At 43.1% G+C, this 14,168-nt stretch carries 15 protein-coding genes; 13 read left to right on the top strand and 2 right to left on the bottom strand.

Annotated features, from left to right (window positions below):
* Positions 1–212: 212 nt before the first annotated feature.
* Positions 213–2,240: a UvrD-helicase domain-containing protein gene (locus tag HMAT_RS10260; RefSeq protein ID WP_104382612.1), complete on the bottom strand. Its 2,028-nt coding sequence runs from the start codon at positions 2,238–2,240 to the stop codon at positions 213–215.
* Positions 2,224–3,987 (bottom strand): ATP-dependent endonuclease, encoded by a 1,764-nt coding sequence (locus HMAT_RS10255; protein WP_104382611.1) that lies wholly within the window; start codon positions 3,985–3,987, stop codon positions 2,224–2,226. Before HMAT_RS10255 ends, HMAT_RS10260 begins: the two co-directional genes overlap by 17 nt.
* Positions 3,988–4,171: 184 nt before the next feature.
* Between HMAT_RS10255 and HMAT_RS10250 the strand changes: the two genes are divergently transcribed.
* The 13 genes from HMAT_RS10250 to HMAT_RS10190 all read left to right on the top strand — a co-directional run bounded on the left by HMAT_RS10250 (position 4,172) and on the right by HMAT_RS10190 (position 14,129).
* Entirely contained in the window at positions 4,172–4,477 is a 306-nt protein-coding gene (locus HMAT_RS10250; protein WP_104382610.1) for a DUF4134 domain-containing protein, read from the top strand.
* A gap of 11 nt (positions 4,478–4,488) precedes the next feature.
* On the top strand, positions 4,489–4,821 hold the full coding sequence (locus tag HMAT_RS10245; protein WP_104382609.1) for a DUF4133 domain-containing protein: 333 nt from the start codon (positions 4,489–4,491) through the stop codon (positions 4,819–4,821).
* A gap of 79 nt (positions 4,822–4,900) precedes the next feature.
* Positions 4,901–7,408, top strand: coding sequence for a TraG family conjugative transposon ATPase (locus HMAT_RS10240; protein WP_104383379.1), 2,508 nt, complete (start codon positions 4,901–4,903; stop codon positions 7,406–7,408).
* 21 nt (positions 7,409–7,429) lie between these two features.
* Positions 7,430–8,062, top strand: a complete 633-nt coding sequence (locus HMAT_RS10235; protein ID WP_104382608.1) for a DUF4141 domain-containing protein — start codon at positions 7,430–7,432, stop codon at positions 8,060–8,062.
* A gap of 3 nt (positions 8,063–8,065) precedes the next feature.
* On the top strand, positions 8,066–9,061 hold the full coding sequence (traJ, locus tag HMAT_RS10230; RefSeq protein ID WP_104382607.1) for a conjugative transposon protein TraJ: 996 nt from the start codon (positions 8,066–8,068) through the stop codon (positions 9,059–9,061).
* 13 nt (positions 9,062–9,074) lie between these two features.
* The gene (gene traK / locus HMAT_RS10225; RefSeq protein ID WP_104382606.1) at positions 9,075–9,698 is read left to right on the top strand and encodes a conjugative transposon protein TraK; all 624 of its coding nucleotides are present in this window, start codon (positions 9,075–9,077) and stop codon (positions 9,696–9,698) included.
* A 10-nt stretch (positions 9,699–9,708) separates the two neighbouring features.
* Entirely contained in the window at positions 9,709–10,104 is a 396-nt protein-coding gene (locus HMAT_RS10220) for a hypothetical protein (protein ID WP_104382605.1), read from the top strand.
* Positions 10,105–10,107: 3 nt separating this feature from the next.
* Positions 10,108–10,392, top strand: a complete 285-nt coding sequence (locus tag HMAT_RS10215) for a nitrogen regulatory IIA protein (protein WP_104382604.1) — start codon at positions 10,108–10,110, stop codon at positions 10,390–10,392.
* Entirely contained in the window at positions 10,379–11,704 is a 1,326-nt protein-coding gene (gene traM, locus HMAT_RS10210; protein WP_104382603.1) for a conjugative transposon protein TraM, read from the top strand. Before HMAT_RS10215 ends, traM begins: the two co-directional genes overlap by 14 nt.
* 24 nt (positions 11,705–11,728) lie before the next feature.
* A complete protein-coding gene (gene traN / locus HMAT_RS10205) occupies positions 11,729–12,631 on the top strand; it encodes a conjugative transposon protein TraN (protein ID WP_104382602.1) in 903 nt (300 codons plus the stop codon).
* A gap of 99 nt (positions 12,632–12,730) precedes the next feature.
* Positions 12,731–13,288 carry a conjugal transfer protein TraO gene (locus tag HMAT_RS10200; protein ID WP_104382601.1) on the top strand — a complete coding sequence of 186 codons (558 nt, stop codon included), beginning with the start codon at positions 12,731–12,733 and terminating at the stop codon, positions 13,286–13,288.
* A gap of 59 nt (positions 13,289–13,347) precedes the next feature.
* Positions 13,348–13,746, top strand: a complete 399-nt coding sequence (locus HMAT_RS10195; RefSeq protein WP_371412047.1) for a DUF3872 domain-containing protein — start codon at positions 13,348–13,350, stop codon at positions 13,744–13,746.
* Positions 13,747–13,850: 104 nt separating this feature from the next.
* The gene (locus tag HMAT_RS10190; protein WP_104382599.1) at positions 13,851–14,129 is read left to right on the top strand and encodes a molybdenum ABC transporter permease; all 279 of its coding nucleotides are present in this window, start codon (positions 13,851–13,853) and stop codon (positions 14,127–14,129) included.
* Positions 14,130–14,168 lie beyond the last annotated feature (39 nt).

The raw sequence follows: 14,168 nt of genomic DNA, 5'->3' as shown, positions 1-14,168 counted from the left end.
TCACTTTAAACTCCGACTTTTACACTACATGACAAAAATTGAAAACAGCATAAAAAACGCGTCATCCGTCAGTGGACGGACACAGTTGCGAGGAGGTACAACGAAGCAATCTGCGTTTTTTATGTCATCAGATTGCTTCGTTTCCTCGCAATGACGATGACATGTTTTTTGTCATGTACTAAATCCGACTTTATATTCCCTATATGCAGATTTTAAACTGTTTTGATTTCCCAAACGTCGGTGTCAATCCCATTTAGTTGAGCATCAAATCTGTTTTTGTGTATTGCGATACACAGTAAATCCGTTGGTCGCGAAAAACCAACATAAGCCATTTTTGTTGATTGTTTAACTCTATCACGAACATTTGATTGTATTTGTATTCCTAAGAATTGGTCTTTTAGTCGTTGAGATTCGTAGGATTTAGCATTTATACCTTGTCCGTCTTGCTGAAAATATGATTCCAAATACAATGTTGCACAATGTGTTTGTCCTTTTACTGCGTGAACGCTTGTGATTTCAATTTCAAGTCCTTCTTCTTTATAATAGTTTGTTGATGCTAAAATTTCGGCATTTTCGATTGGAATTTCAGCATTGTCATTATTGATAAAATTTAAACTTTCAAACATTTGTTTGTCAAAAATTGCAAGTAAAGTCGGAATGTATTCTTTTATGCTCATGAAAACTTCGCTTGTTTTTCCTTGGATTATTCCGATTGACCAATTGTAAAGATTCAAATTCAATTCATCGTATTTCTGAATGTCGTTTTCGTGAATTAAGTCAATTAGAACTTTCTTTGTGTAAGGTCTGTTGTCTGCGGTGTTGATGCTTTCTAAACGCAAGATTTTAAGAAAAGCGTTCAAAATATTTTTACGCAAAGGTTCTAAGGTTTGTTTTTTCTCGTAGTACAACAAATAACTTTTCAAGTTGTCGTAATCTTGTTTTGGTTTGCCTTTTTCTTTTTTGAAACCCTGGTGATAATCTTCTAAACGTAATTTTGTCGCATCTTGGCGACCAGCATCATCATTCCATTCTGTATTCCAGCAAACAACTTTGATCGGTTTTCCGGAATTGATTAAATTATTTTCTCGGACAATTTGAGCAAAACAAGGAATTATATTTCCGATTGCGTTATCTTCAAAAACCAAAATATGCGGTTTTATTTCGCATTCGTATATTCCTATAATATCAAAATCATTATCGCTGTATAAGGCAAATTTCTTCACTACGTCTGCAATTGGCTTGCTCAATCGCTGACTTCCGTTAAGTCTTAAAACTTCCGCTCTGTCTTGCCAAATATCTGTTGCTTTTACTGAATTGTAGATTGCTTGGTTTTTGTCGCCAATTCGCTGAATTTTTGAAACGCTGTTTCCCTCGTCATAAAAAATCTTTTCCAACAAATCGTATTGATGCGTGTCCATATCTTGCATTTCGTCCACAAAAACAAAAGAGAAACGTTTTTGTAAAATGGTTTTTACGCTTGGAATTTTTTTTAAATAAATATCAGCTAAAAAATACGCATCGTCAAAATGTAAAATACCCGATTTGAGAATTGATTTTTTTAACGCCAAAAACCAATTATATACTTCTTGTTTTTCTTGTTGTGTGTAATCACGATAATTTTGCGGTCTTGTATTTCCTCTCGGTTTACTGATTTCTAAGACATCTTCGTTTAACTTTTTTACTAATTGGATTTCGTTTGATAATTTAAACCTGTAATTATAAAATATTGCTTCATTATTGTTTTTAATATGAGCAACTTTTGTGTTAGTTTCTTCGCTTAAATTAAATCTATGAAGCCAAATTTTATCAAGAAAACTTTTTATTCTTTCGTTGTAAATTTCGTTGTCTATTCTTATTGGTTTCTTTTTGAATTTTGAAACATAAAAAGGAATTGCCAAAAATGCGTCAACAAAACTTTGTATTGTGCCAATGAAATTGGGATAAGAAAAAAGTTTAGGACAATGCTTTTGTATTTTTTCTTTTATCTCGTCAATGGCTGCGTTGGTATGCGACAAAACCAAAATCCCCGAACCGTCAGCAAACGGAAGTTTCTTTTCTAAAATAACCAACTTTGCCAACAAAGCTGTTGTTTTTCCACTTCCCGGAACGGCTTGTAAATCTATTGTGTTGAAATTGCGAATAAACGTTCTGCGTTCTTCGTCAAAAGTTTTGCCCACAGGCAAAAGCAACCGTTCGGCATATCGAATTTCTTCATCTGATATGTTAATTACCTGTGGCATATTGAATCGCTTTTACAAGGTAATTAACCGTGTCGTTTTCATCGTCAATATTTAGAATTGTACGAACTTCTTTTGTCAAATCTTCATCAATGGTATTTGCAATTTGATAAGCAATTTCAGTCTTTTTCAATTTTTTTTTGATTAACTTTTGTGCAAGTGCTTTTTCAAAATTCGTGTTCCAATCTGTTTTTGTGTGAATGGCTTTTACTGCATTTTGAAATACCGTTGTTAAACTTGCTGACTTAAATAATGAATATTCCAACGTCCAATTTGGTGCTGGGAAATATTGAACGTTTTTTTCGGATTTCCAGCTTATGTCTGTAATTTTCTGCGTTGTTTCTTGCAAAACGGTGTTTTCATCACGTTTCTCATAATTGTTTCCGTTCTTTTCGTATTCTCTCACGTCAGAATCGGTAATTACAGCAACTGGAATTGTCATATTGGGTTCTGTTTGTCGCAAGTAAATGTTTGCATAATGGTCAAAGCCTGTATGTCCAATGTTTACAACCGAAACACCTTTTTCAGTCAAGTTAATTCCTATTGCTTTAGCAACGCTCGGAATTAAAATTTCTTCTGCCCAACCTTCTACCAAAATTACGCCTTTAGCGAAAAACAAATTGGCTTTTGTGGTGTCCAAAAACTTTTCTAAAAACTTATAATTATCTTTCTCTAATTTGGTGTAGGTTTTGCCCATTGGAAAAGCATTTGCGTTGTTGCAAATAATCAAATTTTCCAATTTGAGTTTTGAAGCCAAATTCGGGCTGTGTGTTGTAAGAATGAGTTGAATGGTTTCTTGTTTTTGAAAGGCTTCAATTACCTGCATTTGTGCTTGTGGGTGCAAATGTGCTTCCAATTCTTCCACCAAGCCCAAACGTAAACCACTCCAATTTGATTTGTTTAAGTGAAGCAATTCGGCAGCCATAAACAAACGGTTTAATGTTCCAAGACCAGGGTTTGTTTCGTTTTTCAACGACAAGGCTAATTTTTCAAGAATACTTTTTATGCCGGCTGATGTTGCTCCAAATTCGGTTTCGTAATCATTTCCGTAAAAACCTTTGATGTAGCCGTCAATTTTATCTTTTATCTTTTTACCCACTTTGGGTTGTCCTGCTTCATCATTTTCGTTGAAAAATTTTTCCAATTCGGTTTTAAGTCCAGAAAAAATTTGCAACAACTCGTTATCGTTTTCTTTTCCTTTAAATGCCTCATCGCCCAAAAGAATTTGCGATAAACGTGAATTGCGTTTTGCAATCAATTCGTTTTCGGCATCACGCAAAGGTTTTAAGTAAGTTGCTTTCAGATATTCTTTTGCTTCTGCTGTAAGCAAATAACCGTCTTCATCAACACCTGCTTTTACATCAGTCGGTAAGATTTTATCTGCTTGGCGTTTTACATCGTAATTGAGTTTTAAAAATGGTTTTGCGTTTTCGCCTGTTCCGTTCCAGCCCAACCACTCCGTAAAATTCTTTGCTTCATCAGGCATTAAACCGTCAAAGGTTAATTCAATGCGGAAACGAGTAGCTTGTTGATAAAAGTCTTTATCATCAACTTTTATGTAATCGTAGCTATGTGTTTTCAGTACTAATTTTATCGCATCGATGATGGCGGTTTTGCCTGAATCGTTTTCACCAATAATCACATTTAAACCTTTGGTTAGGTTCAAATCTAAATTTGGTCTATCAGGGTCAATTTCGCTCTCCGAACCAAATTTTCTAAAATTCCACAACTTAATATTCGATAAATGCACTGATAATAATTTAATAAGGTTTTTATACTCCTCTAAGATATAAAATAATTTACTTCAATCGCCACTCACTGCCAACTAATTCCACAGATTTCCACTTTCCCGTAACGCTTCGATTTCCATAAGACTTTTGTTGCGAAAGCCCACATGGGGTGGGCAGACAATAACAATTTAATTCAGTTAAATCATGGATAAACAAAGCAAAAAAGTGTTGCTGACAGGCGTTGCCTTACTGTCGGCATTTGGTGTGTTCGCACAGGGCAACGGCACGGCAGGGATTACGGAAGCGACCCAAATGGTCACCTCTTATTTTGATCCGGCAACCAAACTGATCTACGCCATCGGGGCTGTGGTCGGATTGATCGGAGGTGTTAAGGTGTACAACAAATTCAGTAGCGGTGACCCCGATACAAGCAAGACGGCAGCATCGTGGTTTGGGGCTTGTATCTTCCTAATCGTAGCGGCTACCATTCTCCGCTCATTCTTCCTTTAAGCCGACTACCTATGAGCAATTACAGTATCAATAAAGGTATCGGCAGGACGGTCGAGTTCAAAGGGCTGAAAGCACAGTACCTGTTCATCTTCGCAGGCGGTCTGCTCGGTGTGCTTATCCTCGTCATGATCCTGTACATGGCAGGTGTAAACCCCTACATCTGTCTGTGCATCGGGGCAGGCGGAGCATCGCTAATCGTATGGCAGACATTCGCATTGAACGGGAAATACGGCGAACATGGATTGATGAAAGTCGGCGCAAAGAGAAGGCATCCGAAATACATCATCTGTCGCAGAGCCGTACACCGCTATCTGAAATTTAACACTAAATCCCAAGCCCTATGAGACCATCATGAGCATAACGAAAAAACAGAGATTAAATGCTCATGATAGCTTCATATCCATTAAAAAACAGATAAATACTATGAAAAATACAGGAAAAGCCACAACGTTGGAGAGCAAGTTTCCATTACTGGCGGTGGAACAGAACTGCATCATATCAAAGGATGCAGACATCACGGCTTGCTTTCGGGTACACCTGCCGGAACTGTTCACGGTAGCTTCGGCGGAGTACGATGCCATTCATTCGGCATGGCACAAAGCTATCAAGACCTTGCCTGATTACACCATTGTCCACAAACAGGACTGGTACATCAAGGAAAATTATGCGCCGGACATTGCACAGGAAGACCAGAGTTTTCTTGCAAAATCCTATCAACAGCATTTCAACGAACGCCCGTTTTTAAACCATTACTGTTACCTGTTCCTGACCAAGACGACCAAAGAGCGGATGCGGATGCAGAGCAACTTTAGTTCGCTTTGCAAAGGTGTCCTTATCCCGAAAGAAATTAGGGATAAAGAAGCCGTCCGCAGGTTTATGGAAGCGGTCGCACAGTTTGAGCGCATTATCAACGATAGCGGTTTTGTGAAACTGGAACGTTTGACCGAGGATGACATCATCGGAACAAGTGAAAAACAGGGATTGCTCGAACAGTACCTTACCCTGTCGAGGGAAGCCGGAACGCCCATGCAGGATATAGCTTTGGGCAGTGAGGATGTGCGTGTCGGAAATAAAAGGCTGTGCCTGCACACGCTGTCCGATACGGATGATTTACCCAACACGGTATCGTCAAATACACGGTATGAAAAGCTGTCCACGGACAGGAGCGATTGCCTGCTGTCCTTTGCCTCTCCGGTCGGTCTGCTCCTTAGCTGTAACCATATCTACAACCAGTACCTGTTTTTGGATAACAGCGATGAGAACCTGCGCAAGTTTGAAAAGTCCGCACGTAATATGCACTCACTGGCAAGGTACAGCCGAGCCAATCAGATTAACAAGGAATGGATAGAAAGGTATCTGAACGAAGCACATTCGTTCGGACTTTCTTCCATCCGTGCGCATTTCAACGTGATGGCGTGGTCGGACGACCCGAACGAACTCAAACAGCTAAAGAACGACACGGGAAGTGCGCTTGCTTTGATGGAATGCAAGCCGAGGCACAACACCGTGGATGTCGCCACGCTGTATTGGGCAGGTATGGCAGGCAATGCAGGTGACTTTCCGGCAGAGGAAAGTTTTTATACGTTCATTGAACCTGCCCTGTGTTTCTTTACAGGGGAAACCAATTACCAAAGTTCGGTATCGCCTTTCGGTATCAAGATGGCGGACAGGCTCACGGGCAAGCCTATCCATTTGGATATTTCCGACCTGCCCATGAAAAAAGGCGTTATCACGAACCGCAACAAGTTTATCTTGGGGCCATCGGGAAGTGGTAAGTCTTTTTTTACCAATCACATGGTACGCCAATACTATGAACAGGGTGCACACGTCCTGCTCGTGGACACCGGAAATTCCTATCAGGGATTGTGCGAGTTGATCAAAGGCAAGACCAGAGGCGAGGATGGTGTTTACTTTACCTATACCGAGGATAACCCCATTGCCTTTAACCCGTTCTACACGGACGATGGCGTTTTCGACATTGAGAAAAGGGAAAGTATCAAAACGCTCATCCTTACGCTATGGAAGCGTGACGATGAACCGCCGACCCGTTCGGAGGAAGTGGCATTGTCCAATGCCGTGAGCGGTTACATCGACCGTATCAGGCAGAGCGATGAACATCCCTCTTTCAATGGGTTTTACGAATATGCAAAGGGTGATTACAAAAAGGTACTGGAGGAAAAACAGGTAAGGGAAAAAGACTTTGACCTCGCCAATTTTTTGAACGTGCTTGAACCCTATTACAAGGGCGGTGAATATGATTACCTGCTCAACTCGGACAAGCAACTCGACCTTTTGAGTAAACGCTTTATCGTGTTTGAAATAGATGCCATCAAAGACCACAAAATTCTCTTTCCCATAGTGACCATCATCATTATGGAGGTCTTCATCAACAAGATGCGCAGGCTCAAAGGTGTGCGTAAACTGATACTCATTGAGGAAGCATGGAAAGCCATCGCCAAAGAAGGAATGGCGGAGTACATCAAGTACCTGTTCAAGACGGTACGGAAATTTTTTGGCGAGGCTATCGTGGTCACGCAGGAAGTGGACGACATCATCCAGTCACCCGTGGTCAAGGAAAGTATCATCAACAATTCCGACTGTAAAATCCTGCTTGACCAACGCAAGTACATGAACAAATTCGATGCGATACAGGAAATGTTGGGGCTTACAGAAAAGGAAAAATCCCAAATCCTTTCCATCAATCAGAACAACGACCCGTCAAGGCTTTACAAAGAGGTATGGATTGGGCTTGGCGGTACGCACTCCGCCGTGTATGCCACAGAGGTTTCGCTCGAAGAATATTTCGCATACACCACAGAGGAAACCGAAAAAATGGAAGTCATGCAACTGGCTTCCGAACTGGACGGCAATGTGGAACTGGCGATAAAGCGCATTGCCCAACAGAGACGTGAAAGCACAAATAGTTATTAATCATTTTAAAAATCAGAAACAATGAAAAAAACAATGTTACTGGTGTTTACGGCACTTATGCTTGCCGTTGCACCGTCCGCAAAAGCACAATGGGTCGTTGTTGACCCCTCAAATTTGGCATCGGGTATTATCAACTCCGCCAATGAAATCGTGCAGACCTCATCCACCGTGTCCAACGTGGTTAAGAATTTCAACGAGGTCAAAAAAGTGTATGAACAGGGCAAGGAGTATTACGACAAACTGCAAGCCGTAAACAACTTGGTGAAAGATGCCCGTAAGGTGCAACAGACTGTTTTGCTCGTGGGTGATGTGTCCGAAATGTACGTGAACAATTTCGGCAAGATGTTGAACGACCCGAATTTCAGTCCGCAGGAACTCACGGCAATCGCCAACGGTTATTCTGCTCTGCTCAACGAAAGCACCGAGTTGCTGAAAGAACTGAAACAGATTGTTACTTCTTCCTCGCTTTCGCTGAACGACAAAGAGCGTATGGACATCATCGACAGGGTTTACAAAGAGGTCAAGGATTATCACAACCTTGTCCGCTATTTCACCAACAAGAATATCTCCGTAAGCATTTTGAGGGCTAAGAAACAGAACAACACCAAGAGGGTGCTTGAACTGTACGGAACTGCTGAACAAAAATACTGGTAAGCTATGGAATGGAACAATCTTCACGAACTCCTGCGCTCGCTTTACGATGAGATGCTCCCACTGTCCGCCGATATGGCGACAGTAGCTAAGGGCATCGCCGGATTGGGCGCACTGTTCTACGTAGCACTGAAAGTGTGGCAGGCATTGAGCCGTGCAGAACCGATAGACGTGTTTCCACTCCTGCGACCGTTCGCCATCGGGCTTTGCATTATGTTCTTCCCGACCATCGTATTGGGAACTATCAATGCGGTGCTAAGTCCGGTAGTAAAAGGCACAAATGCCATGCTCGAAAACCAAGTGCTTGACCTCAACAAGTTGCAGGAACAAAAAGACCTGTTGGAAAGAGAGGCGATGCTCCGCAATCCCGAAACCGCTTATCTCGTAAGCGATGAGGAATTTGATAAGAAACTGGAAGAATTGGGATGGTCGCCGTCCGATTTGGTTGCCATATCCGGTATGTACATGGAACGTGGCATGTACGATTTAAAGAAAAGCATCCGTGACTGGTTTCGGGAGCTACTGGAAGTCCTTTTCCAAGCCTCGGCACTGGTCATAGATACCATACGGACATTCTTTCTTATAGTGCTGTCCATTCTCGGGCCGATAGCCTTTGCGATAAGTGTATGGGATGGTTTTCAGTCCACACTTACGCAATGGCTGACCCGATATATCAGCGTGTACCTGTGGTTGCCCATCGCCGATATGTTCAGCTCCATGCTCGCAAAGATACAATCCCTTATCATCGAAAGGGATATTGATATGCTTGCCGACCCGACCTATATCCCCGACACATCCAACACCGTGTATATCATCTTCATGCTGATTGGCATAGTGGGTTATTTCACCGTGCCAACGGTGGCAGGTTGGGTAATACAGGCAGGTGGTGCAGGAAACTTCATGCGCAACGTAAACTCTACGGCATCGAAGACCGGAAACATCGCCGGAGCAGGAACTGGGGCTGTTGCAGGAAATATCGGTGGCAGGTTAATGAACAAATAAAAATCAGAAAGCAATGGAATTTAAGACACTAAGAAATATAGAAAACAGCTTTAGGCAAATACGGCTGTACGCCATTGTATTTGCCGTACTCTGCATCGCCGTTGTAGGATATGCCGTTTGGCAATCCTACAACTTTGCAGAGTTGCAACGACAAAAGGTCTATGTACTGGACAACGGCAAGTCCTTGATGTTGGCATTGTCACAGGATGCAAGCATCAACAGACCTGTTGAGGCAAGGGAACACGTAAGGCGTTTCCATGAACTGTTCTTTACGCTCGCACCGGATAAGAACGCTATTGAAAGCAACATGAAAAGGGCTTTTAATCTTGCCGACAAATCGGCTTTCGATTACTACAAAGACCTTTCGGAAAAGGGCTATTACAACCGTATCATTTCGGGCAACGTGCAACAGCGTGTCGAAGTGGACAGCGTGGTGTGCAACTTCGATACCTATCCCTATGCCGTCAGGACGTATGCCAAACAGTTTATCATCCGGTCAAGCAATGTTACAAGCCGAAACCTTGTGACCTCCTGTTATCTCGTGAACTCCGTCCGCTCGGACAACAACCCACAGGGCTTCAATATCGAAAAGTTTGCCGTGTTGGAAAACAGGGATATAGAAGTCATCGACCGCTAAAGCCAAGATTATGGAAGCAATATCAGATTTGAACACGTTCGCCAAAATCCTTACCGCAAAGGGATATGACGGCGATTTCCATACGCAGGGGGCGTATGCCGGAAAACTGAAAGCAAGCATCAGCGAATATCTCGCCAACTGCCCCAAAGGTGTAGCTAAAAAGGAGTTGTTGCTATCCTGCTTTCTGCAATGGGCAGGCGAAGACCTGCCCAGGATAGAATGCCTTATGTGGGTGAAGTACCTAAACGGCAAATTCTTCTTGGGCAGAATGGAGATTGCAAAAAAAGACAGTTACGGGCAGGTGATGAAACAATCGGAACTGACCGACCTGTCGGTCGTAACCACTCCCAAAGCAAAAGAGGCAATCACTATGGTCAGTGATGCAGTGGAACGGAATAACAATTAAAGGATGAAAAATCTAAGAACAGCAATCAGTAATTGGTTTGACAAGCTCGATGGACAGTGGCGAGCGATGCCTGTTGCAAAACAGCATCGCTATACGCTACTGCTCTTTGCAGGCTATGCACTGCTGTCCGTCATTGTACTGCTCGAAGTGTGCTACGATGTAGCGCATTCCGATAATACCATGACCATTGAGCATATCGAAAACCCGATTAAGCAAAACAATTCCTCGGTTTCACCGCAGGACAGTATTACAACAATCTTAAAAGGTAAAAATCATGAAAGACAATGAAAACAAAAAGGTGAGTTTTTTGGTCGAAGATGACGACCCGAAAAACGGAATGGATGCGACCCAAGACGGGGCGCAGAACAAAGCCGACAAGCTAAAGAAACCTATCATTTTTGCCCTTATGGGCGTGGTGTTCCTCGGCTGTATGTACCTAATCTTCAAATCGTCCTCCGATAAGGAAACGGTCGAGGATATTGGTCTGAACGATGCCGTACCGCAGGCAAGTGATGCAGGGCTTCAATCCGATAAGCAAAAGGCTTATGAACAGGAAATGCTCGAACAGAAAATGCAGGAAAAGCGCAATTCGCTCCTGTCACTATCCGACTATTGGAGTGAGGACAGTACCGCCGATCCGGAAGCGGAGCAACCGGATGAGGTTTACAAAGACGGCTACACTTACGGCGGTGGTACACGCAAGAACAGCAACCCTGCCCTGAATAGTTACCGCAATGCGCAAAGTACGCTGACCTCGTTCTACGACAACAGCGATTACGAAACGCAGGAACTCCGCAAACAGATTGAGGAACTCAAAGAACAGTTGGCAGAAAAAGACGTACCGCCTGTAACGACCATAGATGACCAACTGGCTTTGATGGAAAAGTCATACGAAATGGCTTCTCGTTACCTGCCACAAACCCCTACACAGCCGAACAGTACGGACACAATGGTTTCCGCAAAGGGTGCATTGCAAAAGGAACATTTTGTGGCTTTCACTCCTGTAAGGAAAAATACGGTTTCAGCATTGTACCGTGAACCGACCGACAGTGCTTTTTTGGCAAACTGGAACGAAACCCGAAACCGTAGCTTCTATACGGCAGGTGTTTCGGAACAGGTCATACAGCCAAAAAACAGCATCAAAGCGGTGGTACAGGAAACACAGGTCGTGACGGGTGAAAGCGGTGTGCGCCTACGCCTGTTGGAAACGGCACAAACGCCTGTCCGCTCCATTCCGGCAGGAACGGTACTAACGGCAAATGCCAAGTTTCAAGGTGGCAGATTGCAGTTAAAAGTAACGTCCATCGAATATGAGGGCAACATTATTCCGGTCGATATAACCGTGTACGATGTGGACGGACAGCAAGGGCTATATGTGCCATATTCGCCCGAAATGAACGCCCTAAGTGAGATAGCCTCCAACATGAGCCAAACCTCCGGCACGTCCATTATGATGACACGCTCGGCAGGTCAACAGATGGCAGGTGACCTTTCCCGTGGTGTGGTACAGGGTGTGTCGGGTTACTTCTCCAAGAAAGTAAGAACACCCAAAGTAACCGTCAAAGCCGGTCATCAAATTTTCCTTGTTTCAAAAAACTAATGTTCAACTAAAATAAAAACGAAAATGAAAGCAATATTTAAAAGCCTCTTGGCAATGGTCTGTTTGACCCTCTTTATCACAGGTGCAAATGCACAGCAAGTTGCATCCAATACCACAAAATTGAGCATGGGCAAGGTAGAGCCTTACGAAATGCAGGTGACGTACAGCAAAACCTCGCATCTGATATTCCCGTCCGCTATCCGCTACGTGGATTTGGGCAGTGAATACCTTATCGCAGGCAAAGCCGAAGATGCGGAAAACGTCTTGCGCATTAAGGCAAGCGTAAGGGATTTTGACGAGGAAACCAATTTTTCCGTCATTACGGACGATGGTCGTTTCTACAATTTCAACGTCTTTTACAGTGCTTATCCCTCAACGCTGAATTATGATTTGCTGACGATGCAAAAGGCATCGGACAGGGAAAACGGCAACGATGTTCTGTTTGAGGAATTGGGGGGCAATTCTCCGTCACTGGCAGGCTTGCTCATGGAGACGATTTACAGGAAAAACAAACGGATTGTAAAGCATATCGGGTCGAAAAGCTACGGCATACAATTCCTGCTGAAAGGTATCTACGTGCATCATGGAAAATTCTATTTCCATACGGAACTGCGCAACAAAAGCAATGTGCTGTTCAATATTGATTTTGTGAATTTCAAGGTGGTGGACAAGAAAGTCGCCAAGCGTACCGTGGTACAGGAAAAGGCAATGCAACCACTGCGGACGTACAAAACGCTCGGTGAAATCACGGGCAATACGACAGACCAAAACGTGTTCCTGCTCGACCAGTTTACCATCACGGACGACAAGGTACTCGTGATTGAAATCTTTGAAAAGAACGGTGGCAGACAACAGGTATTACACGTGGAAAATTCAGACCTCGTAAATGCCAAGTTGATAAACGATATGCACCTAAAGATTAATTAACCCAAAACGAAAGAACAATGATACCTGCATGGGTTGCCTTAAAGAATTTTTATACCAACCCATGCACGCTTCATCACCATTAAAAATAAAATTATAAAGATGAAAACATACATTTTTGCCGTGGTGCTTGCCATGTGGAGCATCACGGCGGTACAGGCACAGCGAATGCTCCCCAAACAAAAGGGATTGGAAGTAAACGCAGGTATGTTGTCCAAAGAAGTAAGCGACAATTACTATCTGAATTTGACCCTTACCGTGAACGGAAAGAACGGCAATTACTGGATATGGGGTGCGGAATATGCCCATCAGCTTTCCGGTTACAGGGATGTACAGATACCGCTCGAAACCTATACGGGCGAGGTGGGTTACAGTCTTCAGCTATTGGGCGATGCACGGAAGACCATCACGCTGAATGCAGGGCTTAACGCCGTGGCAGGTTACGAAACCATCAACCGGAGCGAGGCAATGCTACCGGACGGCTCAACCATCCTTGACAAAGACAATTTTGTCTATGGTACAGGCGGACGGCTCACACTTGAAACGTACCTGTCCGACCGTTTTGTCCTGCTCCTGCAAGGGCGGACAAAAGTGCTTTGGGGTACGGATTTGAAACAGTTTCGTCCATCGGCAGGGATTGGACTAAGGTTTAACTTTTAAAATGATTTGCAATGAAAACATTAATCAGAAAATACAGGCTTCATTTACAGGCAACGTTTATGCTCTTGGCGATGTTGGTCTGCTCCGTGGTGCTGACCTCGTGCGAAAAAGACGAACTCGACATCAAACAGAATTACCCATTTGAGGTACAGGTGATGCCTGTACCCAAAGAGGTGACAAACGGGCAGACCGTTGAAATACGGATTACCGTTCAACGGTCGGGCAATTTCAGCGATGCGAAATACTTTATCCGCTATTTCCAGTTTGACGGACAGGGAGCATTGCGGTATTACAGCGAACCGCCGTATATGCCCAATGACCTGTACGTGTTGCCACAAACACAGTTTAGGTTGTTTTACACTTCCCAATCGACCGTATCACAGTCTTTTGACATTTGGATTTCGGACAATTTCGGGAACGAAAAACAGATAAGTTTCCAGTTTAACAGCCGTGATTAAAGACAGAAAAATCCTGCCCGATGTGGCGGGATTTTTCATTTTTTAAGCCTATTATTCGGTGCTTTTTGGTAAATTCAAAGTGTCGAATTATAATAGCTATCGTTATGGGGGCATCATTGGTTTTAGGCATAATATTTTTGGTTTTAGGTTTGGGTCTGCGTTACTGGATTAACCGCAGGAAGTTTTACAGACGTAGCCCCACCGGAGCAGAGGGCTTTTCATCTTATGAGAAATCGGTTATTATAAAAACTTCTGAACGTTTGGGCAAATGGATAGCTTATGCTTTGATTATATTCGGAGTGCTTTTTCTGTGGAGTTATTCGAGACAGAAAAAGGCAAGTGAAAAAGCATCCTCAAATACGGAAATACAAAACCCACAATAGGCATTACATTGAACACAAAAGTCAGTCATAAATCGCAAA

Origin of the sequence: Sphingobacterium sp. HMA12 (assembly GCF_002933815.1) — a bacterium.
Classification (GTDB): domain Bacteria; phylum Bacteroidota; class Bacteroidia; order Sphingobacteriales; family Sphingobacteriaceae; genus Sphingobacterium.
Note: the sequence above shows the minus strand (reverse complement) of the source record. Positions and strands in the feature narration are given on the sequence as shown.